14 protein-coding genes and 1 pseudogene are annotated in these 16,927 nt (G+C 71.1%); 10 read left to right on the forward strand and 5 right to left on the reverse strand.

The annotated features are described in order from the left end of the window. Positions 1-7 precede the first annotated feature (7 nt). The 3 genes from OG737_RS14210 to OG737_RS14220 are packed head-to-tail and all read right to left on the reverse strand — an operon-like array spanning position 8 to position 2,782. Positions 8-919, reverse strand: a complete 912-nt coding sequence (locus OG737_RS14210) for an ABC transporter ATP-binding protein (RefSeq protein ID WP_328926538.1) — start codon at positions 917-919, stop codon at positions 8-10. Continuing rightward, positions 916-1,803 (reverse strand): ABC transporter permease subunit, encoded by an 888-nt coding sequence (locus OG737_RS14215; protein WP_328926539.1) that lies wholly within the window; start codon positions 1,801-1,803, stop codon positions 916-918. The genes OG737_RS14210 and OG737_RS14215 overlap by 4 nt, the downstream gene beginning before the upstream one ends. Beyond that, a complete protein-coding gene (locus tag OG737_RS14220; protein ID WP_328926540.1) occupies positions 1,793-2,782 on the reverse strand; it encodes an ABC transporter ATP-binding protein in 990 nt (329 codons plus the stop codon). The genes OG737_RS14215 and OG737_RS14220 overlap by 11 nt, the downstream gene beginning before the upstream one ends. Positions 2,783-2,998: 216 nt before the next feature. On the opposite strand from OG737_RS14220, the gene OG737_RS14225 reads away from it, so the two are divergent. The 4 genes and pseudogenes from OG737_RS14225 to OG737_RS14240 all read left to right on the forward strand — a co-directional run bounded on the left by OG737_RS14225 (position 2,999) and on the right by OG737_RS14240 (position 6,777). Then, positions 2,999-3,826 carry a M24 family metallopeptidase gene (locus OG737_RS14225; protein WP_328926541.1) on the forward strand — a complete coding sequence of 276 codons (828 nt, stop codon included), beginning with the start codon at positions 2,999-3,001 and terminating at the stop codon, positions 3,824-3,826. After that, a complete protein-coding gene (locus OG737_RS14230; protein ID WP_405679471.1) occupies positions 3,823-5,616 on the forward strand; it encodes an SDR family oxidoreductase in 1,794 nt (597 codons plus the stop codon). The genes OG737_RS14225 and OG737_RS14230 overlap by 4 nt, the downstream gene beginning before the upstream one ends. Beyond that, positions 5,610-5,852 (forward strand): annotated as a pseudogene (locus OG737_RS14235) (metal-dependent hydrolase); the annotation flags it as partial. The gene OG737_RS14230 and the pseudogene OG737_RS14235, both read left to right, overlap by 7 nt. 10 nt (positions 5,853-5,862) lie before the next feature. Further along, entirely contained in the window at positions 5,863-6,777 is a 915-nt protein-coding gene (locus tag OG737_RS14240) for a MerR family transcriptional regulator (protein ID WP_328926543.1), read from the forward strand. A gap of 148 nt (positions 6,778-6,925) precedes the next feature. Here OG737_RS14240 and OG737_RS14245 read toward each other — a convergent pair whose 3' ends face one another. Continuing rightward, entirely contained in the window at positions 6,926-7,702 is a 777-nt protein-coding gene (locus tag OG737_RS14245) for an aquaporin (RefSeq protein WP_328926544.1), read from the reverse strand. Between the two features lie 134 nt (positions 7,703-7,836). On the opposite strand from OG737_RS14245, the gene OG737_RS14250 reads away from it, so the two are divergent. The 3 genes from OG737_RS14250 to OG737_RS14260 all read left to right on the forward strand — a co-directional run bounded on the left by OG737_RS14250 (position 7,837) and on the right by OG737_RS14260 (position 13,470). Continuing rightward, the gene (locus tag OG737_RS14250; protein WP_328926545.1) at positions 7,837-8,376 is read left to right on the forward strand and encodes an RNA 2'-phosphotransferase; all 540 of its coding nucleotides are present in this window, start codon (positions 7,837-7,839) and stop codon (positions 8,374-8,376) included. Between the two features lie 208 nt (positions 8,377-8,584). Further along, entirely contained in the window at positions 8,585-10,435 is a 1,851-nt protein-coding gene (locus OG737_RS14255) for an HSP90 family protein (protein ID WP_405679468.1), read from the forward strand. Then, a complete protein-coding gene (locus OG737_RS14260; RefSeq protein WP_405679466.1) occupies positions 10,432-13,470 on the forward strand; it encodes a tetratricopeptide repeat protein in 3,039 nt (1,012 codons plus the stop codon). Before OG737_RS14255 ends, OG737_RS14260 begins: the two co-directional genes overlap by 4 nt. A 57-nt stretch (positions 13,471-13,527) precedes the next feature. Here the strand turns inward: OG737_RS14260 and OG737_RS14265 are convergent, their stop codons facing one another. Further along, positions 13,528-14,433 (reverse strand): LLM class flavin-dependent oxidoreductase, encoded by a 906-nt coding sequence (locus OG737_RS14265; RefSeq protein ID WP_405679464.1) that lies wholly within the window; start codon positions 14,431-14,433, stop codon positions 13,528-13,530. A gap of 629 nt (positions 14,434-15,062) precedes the next feature. On the opposite strand from OG737_RS14265, the gene OG737_RS14270 reads away from it, so the two are divergent. The 3 genes from OG737_RS14270 (at position 15,063) to OG737_RS14280 (ending at position 16,843) form a co-directional block, all read left to right on the forward strand. Further along, positions 15,063-15,833 carry a MarR family transcriptional regulator gene (locus OG737_RS14270; protein WP_405679462.1) on the forward strand — a complete coding sequence of 257 codons (771 nt, stop codon included), beginning with the start codon at positions 15,063-15,065 and terminating at the stop codon, positions 15,831-15,833. 70 nt (positions 15,834-15,903) lie between these two features. Continuing rightward, positions 15,904-16,302 carry a roadblock/LC7 domain-containing protein gene (locus OG737_RS14275; protein ID WP_328926550.1) on the forward strand — a complete coding sequence of 133 codons (399 nt, stop codon included), beginning with the start codon at positions 15,904-15,906 and terminating at the stop codon, positions 16,300-16,302. A gap of 136 nt (positions 16,303-16,438) precedes the next feature. Beyond that, positions 16,439-16,843, forward strand: a complete 405-nt coding sequence (locus OG737_RS14280) for a hypothetical protein (protein ID WP_328926551.1) — start codon at positions 16,439-16,441, stop codon at positions 16,841-16,843. Positions 16,844-16,927: the final 84 nt, after the last annotated feature.

Below are 16,927 nucleotides of genomic sequence, written 5' to 3' on the forward strand. Positions count from 1 at the left end.
AGCTCCTTCAGGCCGCGACGAGGTAGGAGAAGACCGACTCGAGGGACTCGTCGGAAGGCGAGACCGTCAGCAGCCGGATGCCGTGCGCGCGGGAGACCTGCGGCAGCAGCTCGGTGAAGCGCCCGAAGTCGACGGCCTGGATGCGCAGGGCGCCTTCCTTCAGGTCGACCTCGATACCGGCCGTGGACGGGTCGGCGATCAGGGCTGCGGCGAGGGCCCGGTCGTCGGAGGAGCGGACGAGGTAGCGGTGCGGGCGGTCCGTCATCAGGCGGCGGATCTTGCGGAAGTCGCCCGAGGCGGCGTGGCGGCCGGCGACGACCACCTCGATGTGGGAGGCCAGTTGCTCGACCTCCTCCAGGATGTGGGAGGAGAACAGGACGGTGCGCCCGTCGTCGCCCATGCGCCGCAGCAGGTCCATCAGCTGCATGCGCTGGCGCGGGTCCATGCCGTTGAACGGCTCGTCGAGGAGCAGTACGGACGGGTCGTGGACCAGGGCGGACGCCATCTTCACGCGCTGGCGCATGCCCTTGGAGTACGTGGAGATCTTGCGGTCCTGGGCGTACTCCATCTCGACCGTGGCCAGCGCCCGCCGGGCGGCCGCGTCGTCGAGCCCGTGGAGTTCGGCGTTGGCGACGACGAACTCGCGGCCGGTGAGGAAGTCGTACATGGCCTCGCGCTCGGGCACGACGCCGATCTGCTTGTAGACCTGCTCGTTGCACCAGATCGGCGTGCCGTCGAGGGTGACGGTGCCCGTGGAGGGGGCCAGGAAGCCGCCCATCATGTTGATGAGCGTGGACTTGCCCGCGCCGTTGGGGCCCAGGAGGCCGGTGACACCGGGTCCGATGCGCATGGTCACGTCGTTGACGGCGACGACGTTCCCGAACCAGCGGGAGGTGTGGTCGATGTCGATGATGGTCACAGCCCGGCCTTCCGGTAGCGGGCCATCAGGGCGGCGTAGGAGCCGGCGATGAGGCCGAGGATGACGAGCAGGTAGACGAACCCGGTGCCGGCCGAGGGGCCCTCGCCGCCGGGGAAGGCGGACGTCGCGCCGAGGAAGGCCGTCTGGAAGCCGTCGATCAGGGTGATCGGGGAGAACAGGCCCATCCAGTCGATGGCTCCGGTGTTCCCGGTGTTGTAGGCGATCCCCTGGACGGCGGTCACCGCGCCGTACGGGATCAGGAGCACGGCGATGATCGCGGCGACACCGAACCCGCGGCGCGGGGTGAGCGCGGCCATCACCAGGCCCAGGCCCGCGAAGAGCAGCGAGAGCAGCAGTACCGACACGAGTCCCTGCCCGAATCCCTTGGTCTGGTCACCGAAGTCGAACTTCGCCAGCAGCGACCCGATCCACATGATCAGCAGCGGGGTGGCGGTGAGGATGAACAGGGCCGAGGCCATGGCCGCGTACTTGGCCACGACGTAGTCGACCCGCTCGATGGGCCGTGAGAAGTAGAGCGGCACGGTCTTGAAGCGCAGGTCCCGGGAGACCGACTGGGGTGCCTGGGAAGCGAGGTAGAGGCCGATGACCACCTGGGTGGTCAGGGCGTACGTCGTGTACTTGATCGGCAGTTCGGTGGAACCGGGAACGGCGATGGCCACCGCGACGAGGATCAGCGCGGGGACGCACATCACCGCGAAGAGGATCATCGGCAGCACCTTGGACTTGGCCGACCGGCCGAGTCCGTAGGCGCCGCGCAGGGACTGCGAGAACAGTGACTTGCGGGCGTAGGCGCGGCCGAGCCGGGCGCCGTCGTAGGACCGGTAGCCGATGTTGTGGATCTGGGTCGAGGTGTCAGGCGCCATCGGAACCGGCTCCCTTCTGCTGGATGGGCTGCGCGGGCTGGTCGTTGTCGCGGAAGACCTCCGCGATGTGGTGGCGGCGCTGCTCCATGCGGACCAGGCCGATACCGAGGTCGGCGACGGTGTCGCGGACCGTGTCGTACGTGTCCTCGCCCGTGGCCTCGACCAGGAGGATGTGGCCGGCGCCGGGCAGACCCTGCTCCTCGGCCGTGTGCAGGGCGAGGCCCGCCGAGGTGAGCGCCTTGCGCAGGGCGGCGGTTCCGTCCGGGTGCGCGTCGGAGTCGGTGACCTCGACCGCGAGGGTCGTGGTGATCTGGGTGAAGTCGCTGGTGGAGCTGGAGCGCAGCAGCTTGCCGCCGTCGACGACCACGACGTGGTCGCAGGTCCGCTCCAGCTCGCCGAGGAGGTGGGAGGTGACCAGGACGGAGATGCCGAAGTCGGTGTAGACGCGGCGGATCAGGCCGAGCATCTCGTCGCGCCCGACCGGGTCGAGGCCGTTGGTCGGCTCGTCGAGGAGGACCAGCTGGGGGTCGTGGACGAGAGCCTGGGCCAGCTTGACGCGCTGCTTCATGCCCGTGGAGTAGCCGCCGATGGGGCGGTAGCGCTCCTCGTAGAGCCCGACGTGGCGCAGGGTGTCGGCGGTGCGCTCCCGGGCCGCGGTCGGCGGGAGCCCGGACATGCGGGCCATGTGGACGACGAACTCGGTGGCCGAGACGTCGGGTGGCAGGCAGTCGTGCTCGGGCATGTAGCCGACGCGTTCACGGATGGCGCTGCCATGCGTGGTGACGTCGAGGCCGAGCACGGCGGCGCTGCCCTCGGTGGCGGGGGACAGTCCCAGCAGAATCTTGATCAGCGTGGACTTGCCGGCTCCGTTGGCACCCACGAGGCCGGTCACACCAGGCCCGATGTCCAGGGAGAGCCGGTCGAGGGCGGTCACTCGGGGGTACCGCTTGCTCAGGCTTTCGGTCGCGATGACAGTCACGAGTTCGACGTTAGTGGCGGGGCTCCCGCGAAACGTCAGACCTTGAGCTGGATCCCGTCTCCGCCTTCAGGCGTACACGACCGTCCTGGAGGCTGATGTGGCCCGGACAACTTTGTCCACAGGTCCGTGCACGGCCCTTGACGTGACCTTCAGTCATTGTCACATTCATCAGTGTCAACTTACGGGCACGTACGGCGACCGAGACGGGTGCTGACCATGGCAGGGGACGATTTTCACGGGTTCAGGGAAGTGCAACGCCTCTCCTACGAGTGCGCGGAGACCGTCGCCGCGCAGCTGCGGCCCGGGATGACGGAGCGGGAGGCCGCGCGGATGCAGCGGGAGTGGCTGCGCGAGCGCGGGGTGCGCGACTGGTTCCACCTGCCCTTCGCCTGGTTCGGTGACCGCACCGCCTTCGCGAACTTCAAGATCCCGCTGCAGTTCTTCCCGACCAACCGGAAGCTGGAGCCGGGGATGCCCTTCATCCTCGACATGGCACCGGTCTACAAGGGCTACGCGGCCGACATCGGCTACTCGGGGAGCCTCGGGCTCAATCCGGTGCAGGACCGGCTCATGTCGGATCTGCAGGCCCACCGCGCGCTGATACTGGAGCAGGTGCGTGAGCGCCGCTCGCTGCGCGAGATCTATGAGAACGTCGAGCGGCTCATGAACCGGCAGGGGTACGCCAACCGGCACCGCGCCTACCCGTTCGGGGTGATCGCGCACAAGATCGACCGGGTCAAGGAGCGGCGCTGGTCGCCGACGGCCTTCGGGTTCGGCACCCAGTCCCTCAAGGGGCTGGCGTCCGACGCCCTGCACGGGCACCGTGAGGGCTGGTCCCCGCTGTGGAGTCCGTACCACTTCTCCGACCATCCGCCGCAGCCCGGCCTGTGGGCGGTGGAGCCGCACCTGGGCTTCCGGGGCACCGGCGCGAAGTTCGAGGAGATCCTGGTCGTCACCGACTCCCGGGACCCCGAGGAGACCGCGTTCTGGCTGGACGACGATCTGCCGCACGTGCGGCGCTGGGCTGAGGAGAAGGCGGCATGAGCGGCATGAGCGAGGCAAGTGCGACGGGACGACCGGCGGGCGCGCGTGAACGCTGGGTGAGCACCGGCGGGGTCGAGCTGTGCGTCGTCGAACTCGGCGAGGCCGACCGGCCCACCGTGGTCCTGGTGCACGGCTACCCGGACAGCAAGGAGGTCTGGTCGGAGGTCGCCGAGCGGCTGGCGTCCCGCTTCCACGTGGTGCTCTACGACGTACGCGGCCACGGGCGCTCGACCGCGCCGCAGCCGCTGCGCGGCGGCTTCACCCTGGAGAAGCTGACGGACGACTTCCTCGCGGTGGCGGAGGCGGTCAGCCCCGACCGGCCGGTCCACCTGGTCGGCCACGACTGGGGCTCCGTCCAGGGCTGGGAGTTCGCCACGGTGGCGCGCACCGAAGGCCGGATCGCCTCCTTCACCTCGATGTCGGGCCCTTCCCTCGACCACTTCGGGCACTGGATCAAGCAGCGCATGACGCGGCCCACCCCGCGCCGGGCCGCGCAACTGCTCGGCCAGGGCGCCAAGTCCTGGTACGTCTACATGCTGCACACGCCCGTGCTGCCGGAGCTCGCCTGGCGCGGGCCGCTCGGCAAGCGGTGGCCGGCGATCCTCCAGCGCGTCGAGAAGGTTCCGGTCGGCTCCTACCCGACGGCGTCGCTGCCTTCGGACGCGGCCCATGGCGCCTGGCTCTACCGCGACAACGTCCGGCCCCGCCTGCGCCGTCCGCGCCCCGACGCGTACGCACACGCACCGGTGCAGCTCATCACCCCGACCGGGGACGCCTTCCTGTCGGAGCGGCTCTACGACGACCTGGAGCGGTGGGCCCCGGACCTGGTGCGCCGCACGCTGCCCGCCAAGCACTGGGTGCCCCGGACCCGGCCCGACCAGCTGGCCGCCTGGATCACCGAGTTCGTCACCATCCGGGAGGAGCCCGCCACGCGGGCACCGGAGCAGAAGGCCCCGGGCCGGTACGCCGACCGCTTCGGCGGCCAGCTGGTCCTGGTCACCGGCGCGGCGAGCGGCATCGGCCGGGCCACCGCCTTCGCGTTCGCCGAGGCCGGGGCCCGGGTGGTGGCCGTGGACCGGAACGCCGAAGGCGCGGCGCGCACGGCGGACATGGCCCGCCTGGTCGGCGCCCCCGAGGCCTGGGGCGAATGTGCGGACGTCAGCGACGAGCAGGCGATGGAGAAGCTCGCGGCGAAGGTCGCCGCGGAGTACGGAATCGTGGACGTCCTGGTCAACAACGCCGGGATCGGCCTGTCCGGAGCCTTCCTCGACACCACCGCCGAGGACTGGAAGAAGGTTCTCGACGTCAACCTGTGGGGCGTCATCCACGGCTGCCGGATCTTCGGGAAGCAGATGGCCGAGCGCGGCCAGGGCGGCCACATCGTCAACACCGCCTCCGCCGCCGCCTACCTGCCCTCCAGGAGCCTGCCCGCCTACAGCACCTCGAAGGCCGCGGTGCTGATGCTGTCGGAATGCCTGCGTGCGGAACTGGCGTCGAAGTCGATCGGCGTCTCCGCGATCTGCCCGGGCATCGTCAACACCAACATCACCGCCACCTCGCGGTTCGCCGGGGTGGACGAGGCCGAGGAGAAGCGCCGCCAGGAACGCTCGTCGCGGCTGTACGGGATACGCAACTTCCCGCCGGAGAAGGTCGCCGACGCGATCCTGCGGGCCGTGGTGCGCAACGAGGCCGTGGTCCCGGTGACTCCCGAGTCCAAGGGCGCCCTGTGGATGTCGCGATTCGCCCCGCGCACCCTGCGGCGCATCGCGAAGCTGGAGCCCAGGCTGTGAGCGGGACCTCGTACGTCCTGGCCTGGCTGTGGGTGTGGGGGGCCTCGTACCTCATACGCAACGACCCGGAACCGGGGCGCACGTGGAGAGAGCTCGGCACGGCCATACCCCGCTACTTCCGGCGGTCGTACCATCCCTCGCAGGAGGGCTCGCTGCGCAGGGCGGTCGAGCACCTTGCGGCTTCACCTGCCGCCCGGGCCGCGGCCGGCGCGGTCGGCAGAGCCGCGATGTCGTAGGGAGCCGGGATTGTCCGATCAGGCGGTAGCCGAGTACCGGATCGAGGATCTGGCGCACCACAGCGGGGCGACGGTGCGCACGATCCGGGCGTACCAGGACCGGGGTCTGCTGCCGAAGCCGGAGCGGCGGGGCCGCTCCAACGTCTACCGGGACACGCATCTGGCGCGGCTGCGCCAGATCGCGGACCTGCTGGACCGCGGCTACACGCTGGCCTCCATCAAGGAACTGCTGGAGGCCTGGGACGCCGGGCGCGGGCTGGGCGGCGTACTCGGGCTGGTCGCCGAGGTGCACGGGCCGTGGACCGACGAGGAGGCGGCCCGGATCAGCAGGCAGGAGCTGAACGAGCGGTTCGGCGGCAAGCCCGACGACGAAGCCGTCCACGAGGCGTGCGAGCTGGGGGTGCTGGAGCGGATCCCCGGCCGGCCGGACCAGTTCCTCGTGCCCTCACCGCAGGAGCTGGCGGTGGCCGCCGAGCTGTACGCGGCCGGGGTACCGCTGTCGGCGATCACCGGGCACCTGCGGGAGCTGCGCGGGCAGGTGGAGCACATCGCCTCGCGGTTCCTGGAGTTCACCACCGAGCACGTCTTCGCGCGCTACCTCGGGCAGGTTCCCCCCACCGACGCGGACGCGGCGGAGGCGGCGACGATGGTGCGGCGGCTGCGGCCGCTGGCCCAGCAGACCGTGGACGCGGAGCTGGCGCGGGCGATGCAGCTGTTCGCGACCCGGCATCTGCAGCGGCACCTGGGGGCGGCCGGGGGCCCGCAGCCGTCGGGTCCGTCGCCGGTGGCGCTGCCGGCCGGGACGGTGCGGGCGGTGCAGGAACTGGTGGGAGCCGATCATGTGGCGGAGTTCGTCCGGGCCGCGACGGAGCGGGAGCTCCAGGCCCGGACAATGAACGATCTGGCGCGCCGCGCGGACGGGTAGCGCGCCGCGAGGCTACGGGGGGCGGCCGGTCGGAAGTGCACTCGGCAGTCACTCGGTAGTCCACAGGGCGGATCACGCGTTTGCCGTCAAAACCTGCCCAAACGGCTGTGGACAAGTCCCGCCTGCCTGTGGGCAACAGGGGCCCGTCTCAGCCGATGGTCTCGTACGCCGCCTTGGTGGGAGTCACGCCGTCCACCGGCCCGGTCTCGGACAGGGTCTCCACCACCACGGGCTCGGGGGACCGGGAGGAGCCGTAGAGCAAGCCCGCGAGGACCAGGCCGAGGATCCCGCCGATCAGCTGGGCCGCGACGAAACCGGGGAGCGACTCCGGCGCGATGCCGGTGAAGGAGTCGCTGAAGCTGCGCCCGATGGTGCCTGCCGGGTTGGCGAAGGACCCGGAGGACGTGAACCAGATCGCGGCGGCGATGTACGCGGCGACCGCGGCCGGGATGAGCCTGGGGCGCCCGATGCGCCCGAGGCCCTGGATGACGAGCACGAGTCCCGCGGTGGCCACGACCTCGCCCACGAGCAGGTGCCCGCCGTCGCGGACCTGGGTGGCGAAGGTGCCGGGAGTCCGGCCGAACATGGCTTCCGCGAGGACGGCGCCGCCGATGGCTCCGGCCGTCTGAGCCGCGGTATAGACCAGGGCCTCCCGGGCGTCGAGCCCCTCCCCGCCGGTACGCCGCGACCACCAGGCGGTGAGGGTGACCACCGGGTTGAGGTGGGCGCCGGACAGCGGCCCGAACAGGGTGATGATCAGCCCGAGGCCGATGGCGGAGGCGGCCGAGTTCGCGATGAGGGCGACACCGGTGTCGCGGCTGAGCTCGGCGGCCTGGATTCCGGAGCCGATCACGACCACGAGCAGACCGGCGGTACCGATCAGTTCGGCAGCCGCACGGCGTGGCAGTGAGGTATGGGCTGTCATGGTTTCTCCCCCTGGGCAGAAGTGGCAGCGGAAAATATATTCCGCATCTTGGAAGAGTGATAGAGGGTGTCCACGACCGCACGCCCGGCGAAAAATCCCTGCCGGAAGGCCTTTCGACCGGGCACGCTGGGGTCATGGATGACAGGCGCACCGTGAAGGTGTCCAAATATGTCTCGAAACACCTGCGGCATCAGCCGGAACGGATCGGACTGGTGCTCGATCCCCACGGCTGGGTGGAGATCGACGACCTGCTGCGCGCGGCCGCCGCCCACGGTTTCGCCTTCAGCCGCGCCGAGCTCGACCACGTCGTGGCCGCCAACGACAAGCAGCGGTTCGCTGTCGACGGCACCCGGATCCGCGCCAGCCAGGGCCACACGGTGGCCGTGGACCTGGATCTCCCGGAGGCCGAGCCGCCCGCGTACCTGTACCACGGCACCGTCGCCGCCGCCCTGGACGCGATCCGCGCCGAAGGCCTGCGCCCGATGGCCCGCCACCACGTGCACCTGTCCCCCGACCGGGAGACCGCGACCCGGGTCGGCGCGCGGCGCGGCAGGCCGGTCGTGCTCAGCGTGGACGCGGGGGCGATGCGCGCTGCGGGGCACGTCTTCCGGATCAGCGCCAACGGGGTGTGGCTGGTGGATGCAGTACCGCCGCGGTTCCTGCGCTTCCAGTAGCAAGTCCCCGGCGCACCCCGGCCGCCAACTCCGGCGCATCCGGGCAGATCACGGCACATCCTCACGACGCTTCCCGGGCATCTCCGAGCGCGGGAATTCGCTCAGGGATTGTCGGACCATCCCCCTAATCTGTTCCCCACTCCGGGATCCGTGAGGGGGGACCTCGCGATCACCGAACCATCCCCGTATGCACGCGAGGTGACGCCCCATGACGTCCACACCCCACAGCTTCCAGGTCGATCTGCGCGGCCTGGTCGACCTGCTCTCCCACCACCTCTACTCCAGCCCGCGCGTCTACGTCCGCGAGCTCCTGCAGAACGCGGTGGACGCCGTCACCGCGCGCCAGGCCCTCGACCCCGAGGCCGGGATCCGCATCCGGCTGTCCGCGGCGGACGGCCGGATCACCATCGAGGACAGCGGCATCGGCCTGACCGCCGCGGAGGCCCACACCTTCCTCGCCACCATCGGCCGCAGCTCCAAGCGCGGCGACGACGGTGCCGCTGAGGGCATCCGGGCCCTGGAGGCCACCCGCAGGGAGTTCCTCGGCCAGTTCGGCATCGGGCTGCTCGCGTGCTTCGTCGTCGCCCGCCAGATCCGCGTCGTCACCCGCTCCGCCCGCGATCCCCAGGCCGCACCCGTCGAATGGCTGGCCACGGACGACGGTTCGTACACCGTGCGCGAACTGCCTCACGAGGCACGCCCGGAGCCCGGTACCACCGTCGTGCTGGAGCCCCGCCCCGGCGCCGCCGAGTGGACGGCCCCGGCCAAGGTCGAGCAACTGGCCCGCGACTACGGCTCCCTGCTGCCCTACGACATCACCTTCGACGACGGCGAGGGCGGCGAGCCGCGCCCCGTCACCGACCGGCCCGCCGTATGGGACCGGCCCTTCCCCACGCCCACCGCCCGCCGCGTCGCACTCGCCGGGCACTGCGCGCAGCTCTTCGGCTTCACCCCGCTCGACAGCATCGACCTGGACCTGCCGCTCGCCGGCGTGCGCGGAGTCGCGTACGTGCTGCCCGAGCCGACCAGCCCCGCCCACCGCGCCGGACACCGTGTGCACCTCAAGGGCATGCTGCTGACCGACCGGGCCGACAACCTGCTGCCGGACTGGGCGTTCTTCGTCCGCGCCGTCCTCGACACGGACACGCTGCGGCCCACCGCCTCCCGCGAGAACCTGTACGACGACGAGACCCTGGCCGCCGTGCGCGACGCCCTCGGCGCCCGCATCCGCGGCTGGCTGGGCGAGCTCGCGGCGAGCGAACCGGAGCGTCTGGCCGCCTTCCTCCGCGTGCACCACCTCGGCGTGAAGTCCATGGCCCGGCACGACTCCGAACTGCTCGGCCTGATGCTGCCGTGGCTGCCGTTCGAGACCAGCGACGGACCGATGAGCCTGGAGCAGTTCGCGGCCGCCCACACCGACGTCCACTTCACGCGCACGGTCGAGGAGTTCCGGCAGATCGCGCCGATCGCCGCCGCCCACGGGCTCGGCGTCATCAACGCCGGCTACACCTACGACGCGGACCTGCTGGCCCTGCTGCCCTCCGTACGGCCCGAGCTGAAGGTCACCGAGCTGGACGCCGGAGCCGTCACCGAACGGCTGGACCCGGTACCCACCACCGCCGAGCTGGAGCTCGCCCCCTTCCTCGCCGCGACGCGCACCCGCCTGGAACCCCAAGGCTGCGACGTGGTGCTGCGCGCCTTCCAGCCCGTCTCCGTCCCCGCGCTCTACCTCGACGACCGGCAGGCACGGCAGGAGCGGGACCGGACCGCCGCGCTGGAGAGCGCCGACTCCTTGTGGAGCGGCATCCTCGGCTCGCTGCGCGGCTCCGCACCCCGCGCACGCCTGGTCCTCAACCACAACAACCCGCTGATCCGCCGGATCTCCGCCCTCCCCGACGAGGCGCTGACCGGCACCGCCGTCGAATCGCTCTACGGACAGGCCCTGCTGATGTCCCAGCGGCCACTCCGTCCCGCCGACTCCACTCTGCTCAACCGGGCCTTCCTCGGGCTCCTGGAATGGGCGACCCACTCCACCGAGGCCCCGGAGGACCAGAAGTGACGACGCCGACGCGCCAGGAGATCGAGCGGGGACTGGCGGAGAACCGCGAGGCGCCGGGTGGCGCCGCGCGCAACGCGCACGCCGAGGCCCTGGTCGGCGCCGCCGAGGCGAGCAGCGACCGGGCGCTGTTCCGGGAGACCCTGGACAACCTGATCCACGCCTACCTGTGGAGCTCCGAGTCGTCGAAGCTGCTGGTGCCCTTCGCCCGGCTGCTCCAGGAATACGACAAGGATCCCGGCGCCTTCTCCGAATGGGACGCGCACTCGCTGTTCTGGCAGTTCAAGTGGGTGGCCACGGCCATCGCCGACTCCCCCGGGGTTCCCCTGGAGTCGGCCACGGGCTGGCTGGACGAGATGGAGCGCCGCTACCGGATCGCCGGCTACAGCGAGCGGCCCGTACGCGAGGCTGAGCTGTGGCTCGCCGACGCGATGGGCGACGACGAGCGGGCCGAGCGCGCCTTCGGGCACTGGCTGGCGGCCGAGCGCGACGACATGAGCGACTGCCGCGCCTGCGAGCTCAACGGCCAGGGGCAGTACGCCGTCCTGCGCGGCGACGACGCCAAGGCGCTGGAGATCTGGAAGCCGGTGCTGGCGGGCGAGCAGACCTGCGCCGAGGAGCCGCACCGGGTGCTGGCCACCTCCCTGATGCCATTGCTGCGGCTCGGACGGACCGCCGAGGCCCGCTCGAACCACCTGCGCGGCTACCGCCTGGCCCGCGGCAACGACAGCCTGCTGCCGACGGTCGGCAAGCACATCGAGTTCTGCGCGCTCACCGGCAACGAGTCGCGCGGTCTGGAGATCCTCGCCGAACACGCCTCCCACGTCGGCCCGCTCGCCAACGTCGACGACCAGCTGGCCTTCCACGGCGGCATCCTCGTGCTGCTGCGCCGGCTGATGGACCTGGGGCACGGCCGGATCCCGGCCGTGCCCTACGACGGCACGCCCCGCACCGTCCGCGAGCTGTACGAGGTCATGCGCGCGGGCGCACTCGACATCGCCCGGCAGTTCGACGTGCGCAACGGCACCACCCGCGTCTCGGAGCGGTTCCTGGCGCGGATCGCGCGGGAGCCGCTGGTCGGCGCGCTGCCGCTGGGGGTGCGCAGTGCGGCGTTGCCACAGTCGGCCCACACCGTTCCGGGGCACGTCGTCCCGGTGTCCACGGCTTCGGCCCCCGGTTCCGCCGAGCTGGTGGATCAGGCCCGGCGCGCCCGTGACCTGGGACATCCGGGGGCGGACGTGCTGTGGGCCGAGGTGGCCGTACGGGTGGACGCGCAGCCGGAGCCCGATCCGCTGGTCGCGGCCGACCTGGCGGACCACCGGGCACTGGCCGCCGCCCGGCGCGGGGCCACGGAGGCGACGGAGCTGCTGACCGCGGCCCGGGAGGGCTACCGGACCCTCGGCCTGGCACAGCGCGCGGCGCTTGCCGAGCTGCGCCTGGCGAGCGTCGCCGCCCAGTCGGGGGCCACGCCCGCCGAGATCAGGAGGCTGCTGGGGGTGGCCGTACGGGCCGCCGAGGCACTCGACCCGGCCGAACCGCTGCGGACCCGGAGGATCGCGCTCGCGGAGCTGTCGGTGATCCGCGTGGAGTCGTACCTGCGCTCGGCCGAGGCGACCGGTGACGACGGCCACGGGCATGGGCACGGGCACGGCGAACTCGCCGCCGAGCTGACCGCCTTCATCACGGCCTACGAGGACACGCTTGCGGACCTGGTGGCGGAGGCCGAGGAGATGCTGGGACGGGTCGCGCTGTCGCAGGGCGACCCGGAGCGGGCCGTGGCCCTGCTCGCGGCCGCCGCGGCCCGGGCGGTCGGGGCGGGCAGGCCCTGGCAGGCCGTGGACCCGCTGGTGCTGCGGGCCGGGGTACTGATGTCGCTGAACCGGCCCGAGGAGGCGGAGGAGGCGGCCCGTTCCGCGCTGGAACACGCCCCCGAGGTGACCGACTCCGAGGTCCAGGGTGTCGTACGGCTGACCCTCGCGGACATCCTGCTGCGGCGGGAGGGCGCGGCGGACGAGGCCGCCGGGCACGCTCTGGCGGGAACCCACTGGTTCGACCAGGCCGGTCTCACGGCCGACGGCGGGGCGCAGGCTCGGCTGGTCCTGGCGCGTGCGTACGCGCAGGACGGCCGGGCCGCCGAGGCGGCGGAGGTGTTGCAGTCGGCTCTGCCGGATCTGCTGGAGCACGGCGAGGAGCAGGCCGTTTCCGGGCGGGAGTTCCTGGCCGACCTGCTGCGGCAGCTGAACGAGCTGCGGCCGGCCGCGGAGCAGTACCTGCTGGCGGCGGAGACGGCCAAGGGCTGGGAAGACACCCGGCCCCAGGCCAGGCTCGCGCAGTCGGCCGCCGACACGCTGTCCGACGCCGGGCTGACCGTGGAGGCTGCCGCCGCCTACGAGCGGACCGTGGAACTGCACCGCCTGACGGGCGAAGCCCCGGTCGCCGAGGTACGTGCCCTGCGCTCCCTGGCCTGGCTGGGACTGCGCGAGGAGGTCACCGACGGAGCCGTTGCGCGGGCCAGGGTCCTGATGGACGAGGCCACCGGTGTACTGGAGACCGCCCTGACGGCGGATCCCGCGGATCCGGAGCTGCGGGCCGAACTCGCCCAGACCTGGCACCAGCTGGCGCAGGTCCTCGACCGGCGGGTCGGCGCACAGGCAGCCTCCTTCGACGAGGAGGAGGAAGACGCTGACGACGAGGATGAGCACGAGGAGGACGCCGGCGGTGTGAGCGCTGTGGGCGGCGACCCGGCCGCGCCGGCCGAGTCGCTGGGCGAGGCGGAAATCGAGGCACTGCGCCTGGAGGAGATCGAGCTCTGGGGCCGGGCTGCCGCGCTCTACGCGGAGCTCGGCCCGGACCATCTGCGGGACCGGTTCCAGTGCCTGAACAACGCCGCCTGGACGGAGCAGGAGCGGGGCCACGCGGATGCGGGTGCGGCGCGCGTGCGCGCACTGATCGACGAGGTCGAAGCCATGCCGGAGGGCGCCGCGCCCGACTGGCTCCTGCCGTCCGCCGAGCGTCTGTACGCCCAGCTGACGGCCTGAGCCACTGCCGTCGGTCGTCGCCGCTCCCCGTCCTGGGCAGCGGCGACGACCGTGGGATCAGAGGTCCAGCTGGGCCAGCGCCTCCACGGCGATCTTCTCGAAGACCGACTCGTCCGCGGCGAAGTCGGAGTCCGGGATCGGGGCGTGGATCACCAGCTCGGTGAAGCCCAGCTCACGGTGGCGGCCCGCGAAGTCGACGAATGCGCCCACGGATTCCAGCATGGTGCTGCGTTCGGGGGTGAAGCCGGTCAGCAGGATCTTCTCCATCGGCCCGAACTCCCGGCCGATCTCGGCGCAGGCCGACTCCAGCCCGCCGATCTGCCGGCGCAGGGCCTCCAGCGACTGCTCGGGCGTGCCGTCCTCGAAGATCCTCGGGTCTCCCGCGGTCACCCAGGCCTGGCCGTGGCGGGCGGCGAGCCGCAGGCCGCGCGGTCCGGTGGCGGCGACCGCGAACGGCAGTCGCGGCCGCTGGACGCAACCGGGGATGTTGCGGGCCTCCTCGGCCGAGTAGAAGGTGCCCTGCGAACTCACCGCGCCCTCGGTCAGCAGCTGGTCCAGCAGCGGTACGAATTCGGCGAAACGGTCGGCACGCTCGCGCGGGGACCAGGGCTCCTGACCGAGCGCGGTCGCGTCGAAGCCGTTGCCGCCCGCTCCGATACCGAGGGTGATGCGCCCGCCGGAGACGTCGTCCAGGGAGATGAGGTCCTTGGCGAGGGTCACCGGATGGCGGAAATTCGGCGAGGTGACCAGCGTCCCCAGGCGCATCCGCTCGGTGGCCGCGGCCGCCGCGGTCAGGGTGGGCACCGCGCCGAACCACGGTCCGTCGCGGAAGCCCCGCCACGACAGGTGGTCATAGGTGTAGGTGGTGTGGAACCCGAGCGTCTCCGCCCGTACCCACTGGTCACGCCCCCCTTCATGCCATCGACGTACCGGAAGGATCACCGTGCTCAGACTCAGACTCATGCGTTCGAGCCTACGGCGCTCAGCCGACGGGGAGTGCATTCCGGTCCTGCCGCGTCGCGTCGACGCCGAGCGCATCCTGTCGAATGATCTTCGAGGAAACCCCTCCATGGAGAGCGGTAATTCAGAAGCAAGAAGGCGCAAACCGATCCCTGGCGAAAGAAACCAAAGACTTCCGGCATCGTCGATCACGGATTCGGCCGAGCCGACTACTGTGCGATTCCGAGAGCTGGATGACTCACGGCACCCACCGTGGATGCCTTGTCCGAATTCAGCCTCTGACGAGGGGTGGTCGTGCTCGAAATCACCATGCCGGGAGACCGGACGGCTTCAGTCTCCGCCGCCCCTGAGACCCACCGGGCCGCCACGGCCGTGTCTGTTCCACGAGCGGGAGCCGACTGGTGACGTATCCCGTTCTCCCTGGAGCATCCTCGACACCCGCGGACTGGTCACTGCCGCTGCCGCTGCCGTCGGTGGCTCCGGCGGAGCCTTCGGTTGCACCTTCGATGGCGCCGACGCCGACGCCTTCGACGGCCTCGGCGTCGGTCGTGCCGTCGGACCGGGCAACCCAAGAACTGGCCCGGAATCTGGTCCGCGCTCGTCGCGAACGGCTTTCCGGCACTCTGGTCGTGGTGGGCGACCCGGGCGGCACCTTCTACCTCGCGAACGGCGCCATCGTCGCGGTCGAGTCCCCCGGGGCACCGACCGTGGAAACCCTGCTCGTGCGTTCCGGGCGGATCGGGAAGGACGAGTGGGCGGCCGCCTACCGGGCCGGCGCGACCGTCGGCCGCATCGGAGCGGAACTGATCGACAGGACGCTGGTCGGTGCCGCCGAGCTGCAGCTGATGTGTCTCATGGCGGCCCTGGACGGGGCTCTCTCCGTGGGCATGGGCCGCATGGACGAGTGCATCCTCGAACCCGGCGGGGCCGTCCACCACCTGGTGGCACCACAGGGCATCGAAGCGGACTGGCTGTTCCAGGAGGCGAGTCGCCGTGTCAAGGCTCTTACTTCGCTGCGGGTGCCACTCTGCCCTTTCCGGGACCGGATGACGCTGACGCCCACCGGAGCCGCGTCGGCAGAAGGTTCGACGGCCGGTGAGCGGCGGGACATCCTTCTGCACGTCAACGGCCGTCGCAGCTCGCGGGACATCGCCTTTCTACTGGGGCGGGGCCTCTACGCCGTCACGGTGGAACTCACGCGCATGCTCAGCGACGGCCTGGTCGAGGTGGTGCCCTCCCCTGCGGCCATTCCTCTCGGCGAGCCCGCCGGGGCGGCCGATCGGGTGTCGAGCACCCACGCACCGCACCGCCTGCCGGGCGGGAGCGGGCTGCCTCGGCGCCAGCGCGGCATGAGTGGAATCCACGACGTCCTGCCCCTGCGGCCGGTGACGGATTGCCGGTAGCGGCCGCCCCCACAGAACAGCAAGTCGCACAGGCGACTGGGCGATCCCAGCGTGAACAAACAGGAGAATTGTGACGATCAAAAGTGACGAACTGGCCGCTGAGATGCGTGCGCTCCGCGATCGGGTCGTCGGTGTCACGGACGTGATCGTGGCTTCGGCCGACGGCCTTCTGATCACTGCCGAAGCAGACGTCAGCGTAGACGGGGAGTGCTTGGCCGCTCTCACCGCGGCGGCACTCGGCATCGCTCGCCGGACGGGCACCGCCACAGGCAAGGGACTGGTCCACCACACCGTCGCACGGTTCAACGACGGCTATCTGGTCACGCAGGCGATCGGTGACATGGCGTTGATGGCGGTGCTTGGCGACTCGGGCATGGACGTGAAGCGGTTCCACGCCGAGTCGCAGTCGAGCGCCGACCGGATCGGCCTCCTGCTGACGTCCGCGACAGGAATCGCTCCGGCCGGCTGAGCGGGCCGACGGCGCTTCACCGGCAGTGCTCACGACCACACGATCGCCCCGGACAGGTCCGGCTTCGGGCCTTTCCCGAAACAAATCCAGCAGAAGGAAAACCATGAGCGTATCGGGAACCTCAGGTCCCCAGAGCATGTCCGACCGGGTGGTCACCATAGTCAAGACCCTCCGCGCGGAGGTGCCGGATTGCGTGGCCGCCGGGGTCATCGACATGTCAACGGGCATGTTGCTGTCGGTGGAAACCGTCGACTCGCACCCGCCGGAGGTACTCGACATGCTGTCGGCGGCCACACTCGACCTCTTCCAGGGCCGGAATGTGGTGATGATCGAGAACATTTTCAAGGAGCGTCGCGGAGTGGTGTCCGACCGGCACTATTTCCAGGAAATCCTTGTCAACAGCGACAACCTGGCGCACCTCTTTCTGCGCGTCGACAGCGCGGACGAGGTGGTCGCCGTCGTCGTCTGCCGCAAGTCGGCGAACGTGGGAATGCTCTTCGCGCAGGCCCGACGAGTGCTGAAGGACAACGGACCGCTGTGACAGCCCTGCCGCGGCCTTCGTGTTTCACGTGAAACATCGCCATCCCTCCGATGTTTCACGTGAAACATCGGGCCGTCGGCACCG

The sequence above is a fragment of the Streptomyces sp. NBC_00122 genome (assembly GCF_045160845.1).
Classification (GTDB): domain Bacteria; phylum Actinomycetota; class Actinomycetes; order Streptomycetales; family Streptomycetaceae; genus Streptomyces.